The organism is Paenibacillus sp. Cedars (genome assembly GCF_003184205.1).
Taxonomy (GTDB): Bacteria; Bacillota; Bacilli; order Paenibacillales; family Paenibacillaceae; genus Paenibacillus_AQ; species Paenibacillus_AQ glucanolyticus.
The window spans coordinates 891,577-909,718 of record NZ_CP020866.1 but is presented as its reverse complement, the minus strand read 5'-3'; the positions used below and the strand labels follow the sequence as shown (position 1 = coordinate 909,718).

Here is an 18,142-nt window from a genome sequence, read left to right as displayed (position 1 = left end):
ACGATCCCTTCCGCTTGTTGTTTACACCTATCCGGGGTTACGGTTGTTGCTCCTGTTGCTGCTGGGAAAGATCGAACTCGTTCTTATCACCGATCGTCAGCGGCAGTTCCATGTTCTTGCCGTTACGAACAACGTTCAGCGTAATTTTGTCCCCAACCTTCTTTGATTGAATGAATTCAATCAGATCTTGCGAAGTCGGATATTTCGTTCCATCCACACCAACGATGATGTCATATTGACGCAAATCTGCTTCATATGCCGGCGAACGGAACACAACGCTGTCAACATAAGAGCCTTCCGTCACGTCGGTACCCAGGGACTGGGAAATTTGTGGAGTGACTGTTCCCAAACTTGCCCCGATAAACGGAACCGGATCTTTCGGAACTTCCTCATTATTCTTCAGGTATTCCACAACTTCCTTAATCGTGTTGGACGGAATCGCGAACCCGATCCCTTGCGCTTCCGCGCTGACCGCTACGTTCATCCCGATGACTTCACCTTTCAGGTTAAGAAGCGGTCCGCCTGAGTTACCCGGATTAATCGAGGCATCGGTTTGCAGAAGATGCTCGTAATTCCGCTCACTTTCGCCGTTCGTGCCTTGAATATCGATCTCGCGTTCCTTCGAGCTAAGTACGCCTGCGGTTACCGTATGCTCAAAACCATGCGGGTTTCCGATGGCCACAAGCCATTCACCGACCTTCAGCGAATTGGAGTCACCTAGCTCCACCGACGGAAAATCGGCCCCTTCGATTTTCAGAACGGCCAAATCCAGCTCATAACTGGAACCGAGCAGTTTCGCTTCATAAGGCTTTTTAGTGCCTTGTACCGTGACCTGTATCACATCGGCACCATGGATAACATGCTCATTGGTCAAAATATATCCGGACTTGTCAAAGATGAAACCCGAGCCAATCCCTGAAGGCTGGAGCTGGGATTCCTGTCCTCCGTTGCTGCCATTTCCACTGTTTCCACCATTACCGCTATTCCCGCCGTTTCCTTCCTGGCTCGATTGGCCGCCACCAAAGAAGTACCAGAACGGATCATTCATGTTCGGATTCGTGCTTTGTCTATTATTGCTGTTAACCAGTGTCTCAATCAGCACGACAGCCGGACTTGCCTGATCCACAACCGCGGATACATCCCCCTGACCCGAAGGAATTATCGCCGATGCCGTTGTTGCTCCGCCGTTATCACTCACGTTAGCCGAAGTTTCTTGGGCTGGCTCAGATGAGAACGCTGCATCCGGAGTAAATAAATTCGTACGATCTGCGGCGAACATCAAACTTGAGATGACGAGAACGCCTGCCAGGAAGGACAGGAGCACGGTCTTCACTGAAGTTTTAGGCTTCTGATTATAATTCCAGTCTTTATTTCTTGTCATGGAATCCACAGGTCCGCCGCCACCTCCTCCGCCCTGGCTTCCGGAGGAATGCGAGAAGCTCGAAGATGGTATCGGTTTAACAGGCTGAGGAGCGGTAACCTCCACTTCCTGCGATTCTCTGCTGCGGTATGGGTGATCTGTCTGCTCGTCATCACGCTCACTGGGTATGGACTGAAACGGTCCGTATGAATAGTAGTAAGAAGAAGAATTCTCAGAAGAAGATTCATTTTCACGTCTCGGTAATTCATTGTTATTCGACTCGTTGTTGTTTGCCTCATCATCCGGGTACCCGTAACGCTTTCTTTGATCGTCCATAGGTCTACCTCCTATTTAAAATCACTTGCTTCCAAGTGGTTTAATTGATTAACTGTTCTTATTGTGTACTATAAACCTTAATAGTACCTTAAAAACAATTAAAAGGCAGATAAAAAGAAAGCTGGGCTACATCCCGGAATATGAGTTGTTCGCTACATTTTGACCCAGCCCTTCCGGTGGGCATAAATCGCCAATTGCGTGCGATCATCCAGCTCACACTTCATCAACAGATTGCTGACATGCGTCTTCACGGTCTTAATGCTGATATGCAGCTCTTCCCCGATTTCCTTGTTGCTTCTCCCCTCGGCAATCAGCAGCAGAACCTCTTTCTCACGCTCGGTGAGTCCGGATTCATCCCCGTTCACCATATGTCGGCGAATCCCCCGAGTCAGCGCTTCCGATACGTCTTTAGTCATCACCGGCATGCCTCTGAATGCCCCCTGGAGAGCGTATATAAGCTCATCGGCCGATACGGTCTTCAGCACATAACTGACAGCACCCGCTTCAATGCACTCCACCACAAGTTCGTCCTCAAGGAAGCTTGTCAGAATGACAATCTTCTGATCAGGGAATTCGGACATGACGGCACGTGTAGTCTCGGCCCCGTTCATAACCGGCATCATTAAATCCATAAGAATGAGATCAGGCCTCGATGCCTCATCTCCATTCCGCAACATATCGACAACCTCTTGCCCATTCGCTGCCTCACCGATGACTTCAAATCCCGGGTCCAGCGACAAATACGTTTTCAACCCCATGCGAACCATATCATGATCATCAGCCAGCAGTATCCGAATCGTACCCATAATGATGTTGTCCCCTCTCTATTCCACTGGCTCAGCCAGTTCTTCCAGCTCTTCTCGATCTTCCTTGCTCTCTTCCGTGGTCGATCCCTGTTTCCCCTCTGCTTCAAAAAGCGGAATATTCACGCGAACCGTCGTGCCTGCCCCCTTCTTGCTTATGATATCCACCTGCCCGCCGAGCTTCTCGGCGCGCTCACGCATGGTAGACAGCCCGTATGAGCCCTGCTTGCCTGCAACCTCGTCAAATCCAACACCGTCGTCGCTGATGCTTAAAATGACACGTTTCTGGTCCTCCCGGAGGGACATGCTGACAAGACTTGCACCCGCATGCTTCACGATGTTGGCAACCGCTTCCTGAATGATCAGGAACAGCTGATGCTCAATCGCATCCGATACCCCTCCGTAAATTTCAACATCCTTCATGCCCTTCAGGCCATTTTGGCGGCAGTAATCCGGAAACCACCGTTCGAGTGCCTCCTCCAGGGTTCTGCCTTCCAATTCCACGGGACGAAGCTGTGCAATCAGTGCCCGCATCTGTTTCTGTGCAACATGAGACATCTCGATTAACTGCCCCAGCACCTTATCGCCCTGTTCCGGATTTCGCTTGAGAACCGCCGGAAGGGATGAGGCCGACATATGAATCGCGAACAGCTGCTGGCTAACCGTATCATGCAAATCCCTTGCCATTCGGCGCCGTTCTTCAAGGACCGCCGCTTCCGCAGCGATTTCCTTCTCAATGACATCCTGCTCGCCCAGGCGCTGCAGGAGCTTCATTTTTTTCTCCAGCGCTTCCGTCATTCCATTGAATTCATCATACACTCTGGCAAAAGAACCGTCTTCCATGGCCGGCAGCCGCACATTCAGATTTCCCTTGGCAACCTGCAGCATGTTCAGATGAAGCAAATCCAGCGGGCGCTGAATGCGCTGTCCTGCAATGTATCCCGCAATCCCCGTAAACAGAAGGACACCGACCGTGTAATACACCCACAGCCGGTTATCTTCAATATGTATGTAGCCGGATTGGTTCGCTGTATACAGGAAAACAGCAACCCCGGCTCCAATCAGCAAAAAGTAAAACAAAATCACCCATTTGGTATTTTTTAAAATTCCCATCATAACAGTTATCCTACCCTATTCACTTTGACATCACCGATAAACACGCTAACAATAATTCGAATCTTCTTACCCGCTTCCCTGTAATGCGGGCTTTCCAATCCGGCATTGCTCATAAACCCGCTTCGGCTTTCCTCCAGCACCTTCATATCGCCAATGAAAGAGTTGGTCGTGACATGGATGCCGATATCCGAATCATTCGGAACAAACACCTTGACATCCCCGATAAAAGCCGAGATATTGATCTTCGTTTCCCCATAGGGAATCTGAGCCTTCGTCAGATCAAGCACCGTATCTCCAATGAACTGCGAAATATTCGTTGGCTTCAGCTGAAAATAATCCTTACCCATATGGACATCCCCGATAAAAGAGGACTTATTCACCGTATCATGACCATTCCAGGATTGGTCATGATGGTGATCTGTATTGTCGGAGCCATCACCGTAGCTTCTGCCGTCATTATCAAAATCAACATGAACCCTAAAGCGACTGCGATCCTCACGCTCTTGGCGCGGGCGTTCATGCTGCTGTCCATCCCATCGATATCCTTTACCTCGTTCACGATCGTGCATAAAGGCTGGCTCTGGATCCGAATGGGTCTTGTCAGTCTTGTCAGCCTTGTCAGCCTTGTCTGGCTTGCCGAATCTCCGTTCGAACTCTTCATCGAGGGAAGAATCGAGCGGCCGGGCTTCCGGCGGCTCAGGCAGATCATAGTCCTCCCGGCGATGCGAACTGAAATCATCCGGACTTGGCGGTGAAGGTGGCGGTGTATGATGTCTCGGTTTAAAGATCACCTGCAATCCAAAACCAATCAAAATGATCGGAATCGCATACTTGATAAGATCGCCAAATGAGAAATCAACCAAATCCAGGTTTCTTCCGAGAAAATACGTCCCGATAATGATGGGTACAACAGCACCCCACAGGGCTCCTCCACGGGCATAAATCAAACTCTGCAGCCCGAACCAGATAAGGAACACCGGCCAAAAGGTCGAGAATATATAACCAAGGTCCACATTTATAAGATCAAGCTGATTTAGAAGAAACAGAACGCCGATACCAATGAGCAGCAATCCGCTGCTAAGCTGGCTCCATCCTTTTCTACTCATGGTCATCCCCTTGCCTTCCAATTCATTTTTTTATTTAACTACAGTGTACAACATATTGGAATGAACCGGTTAGCGGCGGTGGAATGAAAGTGATCTCCGTCTTGAGACCGAGTGAGTGGATAAAAATGGGTATTTAACCATAATAAAAGACCTCCGCTAAAGCGGAGGTCTTATTTTTCACGAACGGACGCTGGCATCTAAACCTTAACGGTTTGCAGAATGGTCCCCTGGTGTGTTCAGTTCGCCAAACTCAGCATCAAACTTCTCGTTCGGTTTTTTGAAGTTCTCTTGAACTTTGGAATTTCCTTTTGGGTTGCTGGCGATGCTGGTATCTTCAGCAAACTCAGCATTAAACTTTTCATTCGGTGTTTTGAAGTTCTCTTGAACTTTGGAATTCCCTTTAGGGTTGCTGGCTATGCTGGTATCTTCAGCAAACTCAGCGTTAAACTTTTCATTCGGTGTTTTAAAGTTCTCTTGCACCTTGTTCTTCTTAGCCACAGTATTCACCTCCCTGTTCTTATGCAATACCATCATCCTCTTCAGGGGTTTTGCCCCCGAAAAGTAGTATGCGAAGAACAAGCAGTCATTATTCCGAAATCTTTATTCCTTGAGCGCGTGCTTAAAGAGCCTTAAATTGCTTCTTCAAGCACCGATGAAGGCAGGAAGTGATAGGTCTCAATTGCATTATCTAGCGTCTTCAGCATTTCTTCCGTACATTTGCCGCTGCCGGTCTTAATGACCTGCACCTCGACGTCCTTTTTACCCCACTCTTTAAACACCTGCTTGGTTGTGGAGAAGTAAAGGTCGATTTTCTGGCCTTTGATGGCAGACCCGATATCCGCTACAATGCCATACCCATAGCCTGGGACATAGAGAATGCTCCCGATTGGAAACACATCCGGGTCTGCGGCAATCGTTGACAGCGTATTTCGATCCCGCTTAACCTTCACACCGGAATAGGTAATTCCATACTGCGGATGTCCCGGCTTCTTCCCGGTGGATTCATAACCGGCCGTGTACCCGGTAGCGGTTACCTTCACGGTGTGCAGCACCTGATCATCCTTCGGTGCAAGCACAGGAACGGATCCACGCTTCTTGTCAGGCTCACTTCTCTTGGCTGTGTCGGGAATTTCCAAGTATCTATTGATATCACTGAACCCTGCTACTCGGAGCGCATAGAACCGAGACATTTCGATGTAATCGGAGCCTTGAATTTCCCCGTAAGGTTCATAAACATTCCTGGTGTCTGTTGATTCGAAGGATTCGCTTAGAATCAAGTTGTAGGCATCTACTGTTGAAGAACCTGCACTAAACAAGACTGCTGATAAAATAAAACCAGCAAAAAACCTCTGCCATGTTTTCCATTGGATCATGTGAGTACCTCCCCCTTACTAGCGAGGGTTCCCACTTCTCAAATAGAATATACATCTTGGCAGAGGTTTGCATGCTGCTCTTCTTACTTCAACTTAAACGACATGGGTGTTGATTTCTTCACGAAGCTTGAGGATGATATCGTCCAGCGACTGCGCGCCGATATCCCCTTCGCCGCGTTTGCGAACGGAAACGGCACCCGCATTTTTCTCATTCTCACCTACGATGAACATGTAAGGAATCTTCTCAAGCTGTGCTTCGCGAATCTTGTAGCCCAGCTTCTCATTGCGAAGATCCGGCTCTACCGAGATGCCTGCGAATTGAAGCTTCTCCGCCACTTCCTTGGCGTAGTCTTCAAAGGCGTTGGAGACCGGAATCACCTTAACCTGTACAGGCGAGAGCCACAGCGGCAGTGCGCCTGCAAAATTTTCGAGCAAAAATGCCGTAAAGCGTTCCATGGTGCCCAGAATACCGCGGTGGATAACAACCGGACGGTGCTTTTGACCGTCGTCCCCAACGTATTCCAGTTCAAAGCGCTCCGGAAGCAGGAAGTCGAGTTGAACGGTGGACAGCGTTTCTTCCTTGCCCAGTGCCGTACGAATCTGCACGTCCAGCTTCGGACCATAGAAGGCCGCTTCACCTTCCGCTTCATAGAACGGCATGTCGAGGCTTTCCACAACTTCACGCAGCATGCGCTGGGACATTTCCCACATCTCATCGTTTTGGAAATACTTCTCGGTATCCTGAGGATCCCGATACGACAAGCGGAAACGGTAATCATGAATGCCGAAGTCTTTATAAACCGTCATGATCAGTTGAATGACTCTCGCAAATTCCTCCTTGATCTGATCCGGACGACAGAAGATATGCGAGTCGTTCAACGTCATCGCACGTACGCGATGCAGGCCGGTCAGTGCCCCGGACATCTCGTAACGATGCTGCATGCCAAGCTCGGCAATGCGGATCGGCAGATCCCGGTAGCTGTGCATATCGCTCTTATACACCATCATATGGTGAGGACAGTTCATAGGGCGAAGGACCAGTTCTTCGTTGTCCATCTCCATTTTCGGGAACATGTCCTCCTGATAGTGCTCCCAGTGACCCGAGGTTTTGTACAGTTCCACGTTTCCGAGAACAGGCGTGTATACGTGCTGGTAACCAAGACGCTCCTCCATGTCAACGATATAACGCTCCAGGGTACGGCGCAATTTCGCACCGTTTGGCAGCCAGATCGGCAGGCCTTGTCCAACAAGCTGCGAGAACGTAAACATTTGCAGTTCCTTGCCAAGCTTTCTGTGATCCCGCTTCTTGGCTTCCTCGAGCAGGTGAAGATGCTCATCCAGCTGCGCTTTTTTTACAAACGCTGTGCCGTATACGCGCTGGAGCATTTTATTCTTGCTGTCACCGCGCCAGTATGCACCCGCCACATTCATCAATTTAAATACTTTGATCTTGCCGGTTGAAGGAACATGCGGTCCACGGCAAAGGTCAAAGAATTCGCCCTGTTCATAAATTGTAATGACACTATCCTCAGGCAAGGCATTAATAAGCTCCAGCTTGTATGGATCCCCGAGCTCGCCGAATACGCGCAGGGCTTCTGCACGGCTTACTTCCTTGCGGACAATCGGAAGATTCTCGCCGATGATGCGTTCCATTTCCTTCTCAATCTTTTGCAGATCCTCCGGATTCAACGGCTCCTCCAGATCCATGTCATAATAGAAGCCATCCTCAATGACGGGACCCACGCCCAGCTTGACTTCTTTTGCTCCATACAACCGCTTGGTTGCTTGCGCCAGCAAGTGCGCTGTACTGTGACGCATCACTTCAAGCCCTTCGGGCGTATCTTGCGTAACGATCTCAATCAAGGCTCCGTCTTGCAGCGGCGTTGATAAATCAACGACAATCCCGTCCAGTTTGCCCGCAACTGCATTCTTTCTTAACCCGCTGCTGATCGATGCAGCCACATCTTCGATACTGCTGCCTGCCTCATACTCGCGTACAGAGCCGTCAGGCAATTTAATGTTAATAGCCACCTTGTATTCCTCCCAAAAAAGGTTTTCACGTTTCTTCCATATATGAAGGACGCGTTAGTCCAGTTCCCTCCGCAAGCAAGCGCTCGGATTCACAAACCCGTGCACTCTCCGTCAGACGCCGGAACATGCAAAAAACACCCGTCCCGCGAAGGGACGAGTGTTATACCCGTGGTTCCACCCTAATTCGATCTCTCCATCAATGGATGTACCTGGTACATCATCAAGAAGATCCTTCATCAGCATGAAGTAACGGTCATGAACCGGTGAAGCCTACTCATCCGCATTGATCTTGATGTGCGGGTTCGACGACACAGCTACAAAGGGGTAAACCAATGGTGAACCGGAGGAAATTTGCAGCCGAGGTTTCCTCTCTCTGAGCGGTCTAATCCGAATTGATTCATGTCTTTGTCAGAGCTTTTACGTGAATTTATCAGTAATTATAATCCTGACTGCTTCGAAACGTCAAGTCATCATTCGACCACTTCCAAGAAGTGCACTGCATTCCGGACAGCTGCAGCATACTTCGGCACGGTTATCAAAAATATGGGCCAGTGTCACAATGACAGGAAGCTCCGGCTGTCTCGTGTGGATAATCATTCGAGCCGGTGACACGGCTATCAATGTACTGACGACCATATCCTCAATCTCCATCTCTTGATCAAGCCTCTCCATCACAAGTCCGTCATCGCGAGGACGCTCAATCGGCCGAAGATTGCCGTCCAGCAGCAGAAAATCTTCATCCCCTTTATGAATCACATGGACCAGCGGCATTTTCGGCTCTTGGAAATAGACAAAATATTTCAGCAGGCTCACAAATTCCTCGTACTGCTGATCCAGCATAAATTCATCCACTGCATACTCCGCCATCTCGCGGAGCTCCTGTTCATAGGACTGAAGACGGAAGGTCATGAACCCATCCAGATTAAGCTCCGGTGACTCGTTAAGGCATTGATAGATGCCCTCAGACAGCCTGCGCCTGCGGCTCTGCCAGAAGTCCCCCGACGGGCCCTCTTCCTTCTGCAGCAGCATGAGGAACCACTGCAGAATCCGCCCTGCTTCTTCCTCGTCATCAAACTCGAATTCCGAGAACATCAACCGTGCAGCAATCTCCTGCTCCTTCTCTTCCATAATATAAGCAGTGACTGCTTCGGAAGTGAGCCGCCGCAGCGTGTCGGCAGATACGGTCCATGAGGATAGCGGAAGTTTGCCGGAGCACGTCCAAATAACGCGGTCATTCGAAGCGGTGAATGCGAATTTCAGCTGCTTGCATTGTTTATGTAGCTCTTTCTGCTTGTCTGACAATATACGGTGAAACGTCTTTTTCTCGTCTTCCGTCCTTGTACCGACAGAAATGCTGAACAGTTCCATGGAATCACTCCTTTCGAGTTCCCTTTTCAGTATATGGGGACCCGCTCGGGGATATACGGAACTCTCGCTTGGAAAAACAAGCAAGTCCGGAGAATATCTAATAAATGGTCTGCATAATAAAAAGGCGAGCCGAAATCCTTCGGCCCACCCTAAACAAATCAGAAAGTATAAGATTAGTTCTGCATAACAAAGTCGCGCTCAACGGTGCTGTTATCTTCAAAAACACGAAGAATATCATAGCGGGTGTTGCGCTGAGCCGGGATATTTCCGGTCTCGCGGATCAATTGAATAATGGATTCAATATTGACCTTGTATACGGCACCTGCGGAAGATACGACGTTCTCCTCCATCATCGTGCTGCCAAAGTCATTACAGCCATAAGTAAGGGACAGCTTACCAACCTCAGGACCCATCGTTACCCAGGACGATTGCAAATTCGGTACGTTGTCGATGGCCAGACGACCGATCGCTACTGTCTTCAAATACGCTTCCGGTGTTTCACGTTCACGCTTAAGGTTCGTATTGTCCGGTTGGAAGGTAAACGGAATGAAGGCCAGGAAGCCCTTGGAATCGTAACCGTTCTGAATGCATTCATCCTGCGCATCACGTACACGAAGCATATGCAGCGCACGCTCTTCCATCGATTCGCCAAGACCGATAACCATCGTAGCCGTTGTATTCATGCCGACTTTATGAGCCGTTTGCATAACATCCATCCATTGGCGCCATGTGCCTTTCAGACGGCTGACTTTTTTGCGGATACGATCATCCAGAATTTCTGCACCGCCGCCAGGCAAGGAGTCGAGACCAGCCGCATGAAGCTCACGCATAACCTCTTCCAGCGTCAGCCCGGAGATCTCAACCATCTTCATGATTTCCGCAGGCGAGAAGGAATGCATCGTAATGTTAGGAAACCGCTTCTTAATGTTGCGGAGCAGATCCGTATAATAAGTGAAAGGCAAATCCGGGTTAACTCCGCCTTGCATCAGAATTTCAGTACCGTTCACGTCCTCGGTTTCCTGAATCTTCTGGAAGATGGTCTCATCGGGCAGAACATACCCCTCTGAAGAGCCGGGTCTGCGGTAAAAAGCACAAAAACGGCAGAATACATCACAAATGTTCGTGTAGTTAATATTCCGGCCAATAACAAATGTTGTGATGGGATCGGGATGCAGACGCTTTGTCATAACATTCGCCGCATGTCCAATCTTCTCAATCTCATCACTCTCAAACAGCGTAACAGTATCTTCCAGATCTAAACGATCACCGCGTAAAGCTTTATCCAAAATACGGTTTACCGCACTCATTCTTGCAGCCTCCCTATTAGAACAAAATTACAAAGCACCAGTAAAACTTCATCTATCCCATCCTACCACATTCCGCCAGCAAAAACGACATCCCGTCCGTGACAGGATGCCGAATTCTATGATTTGGCAGAGCGTATATTCAGTTCATCACTTCATCTTGGAACTTCATGACTGGCGGCAAAACCACGATCCAGATCAGCGATCAGGTCATCCACATCCTCAAGTCCGACCGAGAAACGAAGTAGACCATCCGTAATGCCGCGTTCATGCCGAACCTTCTCGCCCATGGCCGCATGGGACATCATCGTCGGGTACGACAGGATGCTCTCCACAGCACCCAGACTCACCGCTACAAGCGGCAGCTTCACATGGTTCAGCACCTCCTTCGCCCGCTCGCCCGAGCCGACATCGAAGGAGATCACCGCGCCATAACCGCTGGACTGCTTCTCGTGCACTTCCCGACCAGGATGGCTCAGCAGGCCGGGATAATACACTTGCTTAATGTCGCTTCTGCCTTGCAGCCAGGCTGCCAGCTTGGCTGCACTTTGCTCCGAATGAGCCATGCGCGTGCTGAGGGTTTTCATTCCTCGCATCAGCAGCCAGGAATCCTGAACGCCAAGCACGGTGCCCAGACCATTTTGCAGCTGCTTCAATTGGTCTCCCAATTCCTGTGTTCTCGCAACAGCGAGACCTGCCAGCACATCACTGTGCCCGCCAAGGAATTTGGTGGCACTGTGGATGACAATATCCACGCCAAACTCGATCGGACGCTGGTAAAACGGAGTCATGAACGTATTATCCAGCAGGGTGAGCAGACCATGCTCCTTCGCCCAATCCGTCACTGCACCGATGTCGGTAATCTTCAGCGTCGGGTTCGAAGGTGTTTCCATATACACAGCTTTTGTGTTCGGTTTGAGCGCCGCCTTCACCTGATCCAAATCCGTCATGTCAACAAAAGTGCTCTCGATGCCCATACGGCTCAGAATGCTGGTCAGCAGGCGGTAGGTTCCGCCATAGACATCCTCCGTTACAATCATATGATCGCCGGCAGATAACAGCATGAATGAGCTGGAAATCGCCGCCATGCCGGAAGCGTAGGCAAAGCCGCGCGCGCCTCCCTCCAGGAGGGCGATATAATCCTCCAAAGCCTGTCTCGTCGGATTGCCGGAACGGCTGTAATCATGCAGCGGCGGGTTGAAAATATCCTCATGGTGAAACGTGGAGGCTTGATATATCGGAACACTCGATGCACCGGTTGCCCGGTCGATCTCTCCGCCGAAATGAAGCAATTTGGTTTCAAATCGGAGTTCATCGCCTTCGCGACCTTTTTTTCCCGGCACGCTGTTGCCGTTGACTTGTGACTCCAATCCTGATGGACCTTTATCGATACTCATTCTCCGGTGCTCCCTTCCACTTCAGCCATGGCTGTGTTCAGGGCAGCATCCAGATCAGCGATCAAATCCTCCGCATGCTCAATGCCAACCGAGAACCTCAGCAAACGGTCATCTACACCGATAGCCTCGCGAATCTCAATCGGGATATCCGCATGAGTCTGGACGGCCGGGTACGTCATCAACGATTCCACACCGCCCAGACTTTCGGCAAACGCAATCAGTGTAATATGTCTTAGTACAGGCTCTACATAGCGGGCGTCTTTCACCTTAAACGAGAAGATGCCCGTGTTGCCGCTGGATTGACGATTCTGTATGTCATGCCCCGGATGATCCGGCAGTGCAGGATAAAACACTTCGCCAATCGCAGGGTGTGTGGTCAAGAATGTAGCAAGCGCAGTTGCATTACTTTCATGCCGCTCCATCCGAAGCGCAAGTGTCTTCATTCCCCTCATCAGCTGATAGGAATCAGACGGGCTTAATACTGCGCCAATGGAGTTGTGCAGGAAAGCCATCTCCTCTGATAACTCTTTGCCTTTCGTTACGATAATGCCGGCCAGCACATCATTATGTCCTCCCAAATACTTGGTGGCACTATGTATGACGATATCTGCCCCAAGCTCAATCGGTCTTTGGAAGTATGGAGTTAACAGTGTATTATCCACGATGCTGATGAGCTGATGATGTCTTGCCCATGTACAGACAGCTTTGATATCCGTAATCATCATAAGCGGATTGGTCGGTGTCTCGATAAACACAGCCTTCGTGTTTGACTGCCTGGACCGCTCCAGTGCATCCATGTCATTCGTATCCACATAGGTCGCCGTTACGCCGAACTTGGACATAATCCGCTCTAACAGCCGGTACGTTCCTCCATACAGATCCAGCGAAACAATCAGATGATCCCCCTGACCGAAAAGGGAAAATATTGTCTGCAGCGCAGCCATGCCTGAGCTGCATGCAAATCCGGCATCACCGGATTCCAGCTCTGCGCAGGCATCCTCCAATACCGATCGGGTGGGATTTTTCGTGCGGGCATAATCAAAACCCGTGCTCTGCCCTAATTTCGGATGACGGTAGGCCGTCGCTTGATATATCGGAAATGTAACTGCACCTGTCACCGGCTCCTGCACCGATCCGATCTGTGCCAGCCGGCTCTCTATACTTAATGGTTTCTTCTCCATCACTTACTCTCCTCCTGTACGCTGCTATATTTGCGGACCAATATCGTATGGCGTTTCTTGATATACATAGTAATTGAGCCAATTAGTAAATAATAAATTTGCATGCGCACGCCATATGGATGGAGGCGTTCTGGTTGGATCATCATTCGGGTAATAATTGCGCGGCAGGGCAATGTCCAATCCTTTGGCAGCATCGCGGTCATATTCCCACTTCAGAGAGTCTGCATCATACTCGGAATGTCCTGTGGCAAAAATCTGTTTTCCGTCCCGGCTTGAAACCAAGTAGATTCCTGCTTCCTCCGACTCGGACAGGATGACCAGATCGTCAATCCCTGTAATGTCCTCGCGCCGAAATTCCGTATGACGGGAGTGCGGAACAAAGAACAATTCGTCAAAGCCGCGAAGAAGCTTGGTACACGCCTCATTAATCGTATGAGGGAATACGCCAAAGCATTTTTCCTCCAGGCTGTACTTGGGCACACCGTAATGATAATAAAGCCCTGCCTGAGACGCCCAGCAGATGTGCAGCGTGGAAGTCACATGCGTCTTGCTCCATTCAAAAATCTCGGTGAGCTCATTCCAGTAATTTACTTCTTCAAATTCCAACTGCTCCACCGGGGCTCCTGTAATGATCATGCCGTCAAAACGGCGGTTCTTCACTTCCTCAAAGGTTTTGTAAAAGGATTCAAGATGCTCTGCCGACGTGTTCTTCGAAACGTGGGAGCTGGGATGAAGAAGCACAACGTCCACCTGAAGAGGGGAGTTACCGATCAATCGTAGCAATTGCGTCTCCGTGGTTTCCTTGGTAGGCATCAAATTCAGAATAGCTATCCGCAATGGGCGGATATCCTGGTGAAAGGCATGGCTTTCATCCATTACAAAAATGTTTTCTCCAGCCAGAACTTCCTTTGCCGGCAAGGCATCCGGAATTTTAATTGGCATAAGGGCTCACTCCTTCAAATTGTGAAATGATACATCCATTTAAGCTGTGAGAAAGAGCGTTAGACTGTATAAACGCAAGAATGACCTTTCTCAAGTAGAGAAAGGTCATCATATACGTATCACAATGCGCCTCTCTCATCTGTCAGGCTATACGCGGCTCATAAGAATCGTCGTATCTCCTGCAAGAATTAGCACCGTGCGATGTTGCCGCCGGTTGCCGGGTTTCATAGGGCTAGTCCCTCCACCTGCTCTTGATAAGATTTCGCTTTATTCAATTGTCTTCAAACATGGTTCGTAATTGATATTTACTTTAAATCATCCGCAATTGTTCGTCAAGAACCTTTTCGTTTAATCCGTCACACTTCACCGTGGGCTCCCATACCCTGTACTAGGGTCTTGCATACGCCGGATTTCAACTTGAAAGGTCCCACACCCGGCGTTATACTAGACAAGTGCTGTTTGAAACCGAGTATGAAAGAGGTGACATGGAAGATGGACGGTGACCCGAGCCAGAAAGTGGATGCACAAGACGCACAACCGCATAGGATTAAGATCAGCTTACCGGCAGGGGGCAGCGTTATTTTTCATGCGCTTTTATCGTATTCATCCCTTCCTTAGATTATGCCTGTACGCCGGTTAGCTGATATCCTGTGCCTTTACTGCTTAACCAAGCAGCTTGTAATTGACAAAGGAGTGATATCAGATGAAAATCCGGTTGGTCGATTCGGGTGTATTTACCCCTGTTGAAGACATCGAAATGACGCTGACAGCTCCGGCCAGCGGCTTCTACTGGCTGGATGCAGACGTGGATGATTTAGCCGAGCTGCAGCCCCTCTTCTCCCTGCATGATCTTGCAGTTGAGGACTGTCTCAGTGAAGAGGAACAGCGTCCCAAAATCGAAATATATGAGAACCATTATTTTATCGTCGTGAACAGCATCCGGTTTGACGACGAGGAAATTTTTCTTCGGGCATTAAACGTTTTCCTGGGCAGACATTTTATTATTACGGTAACCAAGCAGAAGATTCATGAACTCCGTTCGGTGAAGCCGCTCCTTTGGGAGGATGAGGTTAGCACGCCTGACCGTTTCCTCTATCTGTTGATCGACCTCGTCACAGACAATTATTTCTCTGTCGGGGACCGCATTGAAGCACGGATCGAGAAGCTGGAGGAAGACATCCTCATGCATACCAAGAAATCTCATCTCAGTGAAATCATCGGCCTGCGCAGTGAAATCCTGTGGCTAAAAAAAGTCCTTGGACCTCAGAAGGAAGTTATCAACACCTTGAACAAAAAGGATCTCCGGCTAATCGATGACCAACTGCAGAAATATTTCAGTGACATCTATGAGAATGCCGTTAAAATTTCAGAAACGTTTGAGACCTATCGGGATCTCATGGGTAACCTTCGCGAGGCTTACCAATCCAGTATCGCCAATCGGGCGAATGAAATTATGCGTGTGTTCACGGCCATTACAACCATCTTCATTCCACTAACGCTGATTACGGGCATTTATGGTATGAACTTTGACTATATGCCTGAACTTCATTGGAAATATTCGTATTATGTTGTTATCGGCATCATGGTATTTGCCGGCGCTCTCATGTTCTATTTGTTCCGCAAAAAAGACTGGATATGATATATAGGATTCATATAATCAGGACGGACCTCCTTGCTCATAGGAGATTCCGTCCTGATTTCGTTAATGCCTATTAGCCGACTTTTGCCTTCCCGGGCTCTTCCCGGCGAAAGCGAATCCGCATCAGGCGAAGCCGCTCATACAGCCGCTCCGTTCCGCCAGCCTCATCACCATTCGGAGATTGTCCATACACGCGCTGCAATACCGGCTTAAGAAACGTATCGCCCAGCTCCTCGAACGCCTTCCATACCGTCTCCTGCTCCAAATCCGTAATCTCATCCAATTCTACTTGCAGCAGCTGCTCGGTGTCATAGCCCTCCTTCTCGAGCCCTTCCAATTCCTCGACCAAATCCCGCCTTGATAACGATGTACGCTCTTCCAGCTGGGTTAGCGACACTCCCTCGGCTATGCCAAGCAGCACGGTACGACGAATGCGAAAGCGATCCAGCTCCTGTTTATATTTCTGTTCCTTCTGCTTGTACAGCCAGGATAAGAACACCTCTTCCTGCAGCTGCGCGTCTACCCAATTCAGCGGAAACGTTGTTGTGCGCTGGATTCTTGCCGTCATTTCCAACCATTCTACTCCGTGCTCCGAGGCCTTGCTAACCCCGATTCCAGGAAGCTGCAGCAGCTCCTCCTCCGTTTGGGGAACAAAAGCACTGATTAGTCTCAAAACCCGATTACTAGCAATAAAGTAAGGTGCTTTTCTCCCGGATGCCGCCTTCCTTCTGCGCCAGGCGCACAGTTCTGTATACAGCTCCTCCGAGCCGTACAGCTCACTGTAACACTGCAGCTTCTGCACGCCCAGATTCTTGCCGGCACTCTCTCCCGGTTCATGAAATATCCCCTCGATCAGCGGCCGAAATCCTTCCCCGAGCTTCATCGCCAATCGGTGTCGGTACACACATAACAGCTCATTCCATGAGTTCCCTTCATACCATTCGTCATCGAGTACCTCACCGTCCGGCTCTATATTCCGCCAACCGAGCCGCCATACTCCTTCATCCTCGCCGATCCATACTTGAGCAGAACGGAGATGACCCGACTCATCCGCTCCGCTCATTTGATTCATGAACACAATTAACATCCCTCACTGCCTCCCGTTACTCATTCAGCACAACGATAGGACAACGCAAAAAAGCACCTCTCCTCCGCCGCAGCGTCAAGAAAGGTGCTTCCCGTTCCAACGATTATACTGTTGAAACTATAATACCATATTTTGTAACGTAATCCAACAGGTTTTTTCACTCATGGTTTACAAGAAATAAAGCGTTACGCTTGAACGCTCTACGCTTCATCCACCGCCAGCTTGGCCAGTGCCAAGGCACCGCAAAGACCTGCGTTATCTCCCAGCATTGGCGGTACGATGAATTGATCAATGGCATCATGAAGGCTTGGATGCTGGACATATCCCGCCAGCAGCTCCTGGAGCTTCGTACGTATCAGCGGGAGCAGCTGCTCCTGCTTCATGACGCCTCCGCCCATCACGATTCGCTGCGGGGACAAGATCAGCACATAATTCATCAGCGCTTGAGCCAGATAATGGGCTTCCATCTCCCAGGCTGGATGATCCGGTGTCAATTCTACCCCTGGAACTCCCCAGCGTTTGCTGAGCGATGGACCAGCTGCAAGACCCTCCAAACAGTCTGCATGGTAAGGGCAAGTTCCTTCATACTGGTCTTCCGGGTGGCGGCGCACATAAATATGTCCCATCTCCGGATGTGACAGACCATGGATCAGTTCGCCTGAAACCACTGCGCCTGCCCCTACTCCAGTACCAATCGTAATATAAAGACAGCTGTCCAGTCCCTGAGCCGCTCCCCAGGTATACTCACCGAGAGCTGCACCGTTTACATCTGTATCGAATCCTATAGGAACATCAAAGCGTTCCTTCAACGCCTTCACGATATTGTAATTGCTCCAATGCGGCTTCGGTGTTGTCGTAATGCAGCCATAGGTCGGGCTGCCCTTCACCGGGTCAATCGGTCCGAATGAACCGACTCCAATCGCCTCTATATCCTTGTCAGCAAAAAAGTTAAAGACGTTTGCCATGGTTTCTTCAGGGGTTGTTGTCGGAAAGCTCACACGCTCTACTACCGTTCCATCCTCCGTGCCCACGCCGCAAACGAACTTGGTTCCTCCTGCTTCAATTGCTCCAAGTAAACTCATGCATTCTTCCATCCTCT

Annotated in this window: 15 protein-coding genes and 1 riboswitch; of the genes, 1 reads left to right on the top strand and 14 read right to left on the bottom strand. The window is 49.7% G+C overall.

Features of this window, described 5'->3' with window-relative positions; genetic code table 11:
- Positions 1-37 precede the first annotated feature (37 nt).
- The 12 genes from B9D94_RS05930 to metA form a co-directional block, all read right to left on the bottom strand.
- The gene (locus B9D94_RS05930) at positions 38-1,696 is read right to left on the bottom strand and encodes a S1C family serine protease (protein WP_148246610.1); all 1,659 of its coding nucleotides are present in this window, start codon (positions 1,694-1,696) and stop codon (positions 38-40) included.
- A 152-nt stretch (positions 1,697-1,848) separates the two neighbouring features.
- On the bottom strand, positions 1,849-2,502 hold the full coding sequence (locus B9D94_RS05925; protein WP_006212197.1) for a response regulator: 654 nt from the start codon (positions 2,500-2,502) through the stop codon (positions 1,849-1,851).
- Between the two features lie 18 nt (positions 2,503-2,520).
- Positions 2,521-3,615, bottom strand: coding sequence for a sensor histidine kinase (locus tag B9D94_RS05920; protein WP_148246609.1), 1,095 nt, complete (start codon positions 3,613-3,615; stop codon positions 2,521-2,523).
- A 5-nt stretch (positions 3,616-3,620) separates the two neighbouring features.
- Positions 3,621-4,727, bottom strand: coding sequence for a cell wall-active antibiotics response protein LiaF (gene liaF, locus B9D94_RS05915; protein ID WP_148246608.1), 1,107 nt, complete (start codon positions 4,725-4,727; stop codon positions 3,621-3,623).
- Between the two features lie 198 nt (positions 4,728-4,925).
- Positions 4,926-5,219: a hypothetical protein gene (locus B9D94_RS05910; RefSeq protein ID WP_006212200.1), complete on the bottom strand. Its 294-nt coding sequence runs from the start codon at positions 5,217-5,219 to the stop codon at positions 4,926-4,928.
- Between the two features lie 131 nt (positions 5,220-5,350).
- Positions 5,351-6,094 (bottom strand): 3D domain-containing protein, encoded by a 744-nt coding sequence (locus B9D94_RS05905; RefSeq protein WP_006212201.1) that lies wholly within the window; start codon positions 6,092-6,094, stop codon positions 5,351-5,353.
- 93 nt (positions 6,095-6,187) lie between these two features.
- Complete coding sequence (gene thrS / locus B9D94_RS05900) at positions 6,188-8,125, bottom strand: threonine--tRNA ligase (protein WP_006212202.1); 1,938 nt, start codon at positions 8,123-8,125, stop codon at positions 6,188-6,190.
- 462 nt (positions 8,126-8,587) lie between these two features.
- On the bottom strand, positions 8,588-9,493 hold the full coding sequence (locus B9D94_RS05895) for a putative sporulation protein YtxC (protein ID WP_148246607.1): 906 nt from the start codon (positions 9,491-9,493) through the stop codon (positions 8,588-8,590).
- Positions 9,494-9,666: 173 nt separating this feature from the next.
- Positions 9,667-10,800 (bottom strand): cyclic dehypoxanthinyl futalosine synthase, encoded by a 1,134-nt coding sequence (gene mqnC / locus B9D94_RS05890; protein WP_148246606.1) that lies wholly within the window; start codon positions 10,798-10,800, stop codon positions 9,667-9,669.
- Positions 10,801-10,952: 152 nt separating this feature from the next.
- A complete protein-coding gene (locus tag B9D94_RS05885; RefSeq protein WP_253806110.1) occupies positions 10,953-12,194 on the bottom strand; it encodes an aminotransferase class I/II-fold pyridoxal phosphate-dependent enzyme in 1,242 nt (413 codons plus the stop codon).
- Entirely contained in the window at positions 12,191-13,375 is a 1,185-nt protein-coding gene (locus B9D94_RS05880; RefSeq protein WP_148248730.1) for a PLP-dependent transferase, read from the bottom strand. Before B9D94_RS05880 ends, B9D94_RS05885 begins: the two co-directional genes overlap by 4 nt.
- Positions 13,376-13,399: 24 nt before the next feature.
- Positions 13,400-14,317 (bottom strand): homoserine O-acetyltransferase MetA, encoded by a 918-nt coding sequence (gene metA, locus B9D94_RS05875; protein WP_006212207.1) that lies wholly within the window; start codon positions 14,315-14,317, stop codon positions 13,400-13,402.
- Between the two features lie 132 nt (positions 14,318-14,449).
- A riboswitch (SAM riboswitch) is annotated at positions 14,450-14,578 on the bottom strand.
- 442 nt (positions 14,579-15,020) lie between these two features.
- On the opposite strand from metA, the gene corA reads away from it, so the two are divergent.
- Complete coding sequence (gene corA, locus B9D94_RS05870) at positions 15,021-15,956, top strand: magnesium/cobalt transporter CorA (RefSeq protein WP_006212209.1); 936 nt, start codon at positions 15,021-15,023, stop codon at positions 15,954-15,956.
- 73 nt (positions 15,957-16,029) lie between these two features.
- Here the strand turns inward: corA and B9D94_RS05865 are convergent, their stop codons facing one another.
- Together B9D94_RS05865 and B9D94_RS05860 are read right to left on the bottom strand one after the other, a co-directional pair.
- Entirely contained in the window at positions 16,030-17,043 is a 1,014-nt protein-coding gene (locus B9D94_RS05865; protein ID WP_006212211.1) for an HRDC domain-containing protein, read from the bottom strand.
- Positions 17,044-17,243: 200 nt separating this feature from the next.
- Positions 17,244-18,125, bottom strand: coding sequence for an ROK family protein (locus B9D94_RS05860; protein ID WP_148246605.1), 882 nt, complete (start codon positions 18,123-18,125; stop codon positions 17,244-17,246).
- Positions 18,126-18,142 lie beyond the last annotated feature (17 nt).

Excerpts from the sequence above, each read along its gene's own strand:
- mqnC (WP_148246606.1), bottom strand. The coding sequence starts at position 10,800 with ATGAGTGCGGTAAACCGTATTTTGGATAAAGCTTTACGCGGTGATCGT.
- B9D94_RS05925 (WP_006212197.1), bottom strand. The coding sequence starts at position 2,502 with ATGGGTACGATTCGGATACTGCTGGCTGATGATCATGATATGGTTCGC.
- B9D94_RS05920 (WP_148246609.1), bottom strand. The coding sequence starts at position 3,615 with ATGATGGGAATTTTAAAAAATACCAAATGGGTGATTTTGTTTTACTTT.
- metA (WP_006212207.1), bottom strand. The coding sequence starts at position 14,317 with ATGCCAATTAAAATTCCGGATGCCTTGCCGGCAAAGGAAGTTCTGGCT.
- B9D94_RS05895 (WP_148246607.1), bottom strand. The coding sequence starts at position 9,493 with ATGGAACTGTTCAGCATTTCTGTCGGTACAAGGACGGAAGACGAGAAA.
- corA (WP_006212209.1), top strand. The coding sequence starts at position 15,021 with ATGAAAATCCGGTTGGTCGATTCGGGTGTATTTACCCCTGTTGAAGAC.
- liaF (WP_148246608.1), bottom strand. The coding sequence starts at position 4,727 with ATGACCATGAGTAGAAAAGGATGGAGCCAGCTTAGCAGCGGATTGCTG.
- B9D94_RS05885 (WP_253806110.1), bottom strand. The coding sequence starts at position 12,194 with ATGAGTATCGATAAAGGTCCATCAGGATTGGAGTCACAAGTCAACGGC.
- B9D94_RS05860 (WP_148246605.1), bottom strand. The coding sequence starts at position 18,125 with ATGAGTTTACTTGGAGCAATTGAAGCAGGAGGAACCAAGTTCGTTTGC.
- B9D94_RS05865 (WP_006212211.1), bottom strand. The coding sequence starts at position 17,043 with ATGTTAATTGTGTTCATGAATCAAATGAGCGGAGCGGATGAGTCGGGT.
- B9D94_RS05930 (WP_148246610.1), bottom strand. The coding sequence starts at position 1,696 with ATGGACGATCAAAGAAAGCGTTACGGGTACCCGGATGATGAGGCAAAC.
- B9D94_RS05880 (WP_148248730.1), bottom strand. The coding sequence starts at position 13,375 with ATGGAGAAGAAACCATTAAGTATAGAGAGCCGGCTGGCACAGATCGGA.
- B9D94_RS05905 (WP_006212201.1), bottom strand. The coding sequence starts at position 6,094 with ATGATCCAATGGAAAACATGGCAGAGGTTTTTTGCTGGTTTTATTTTA.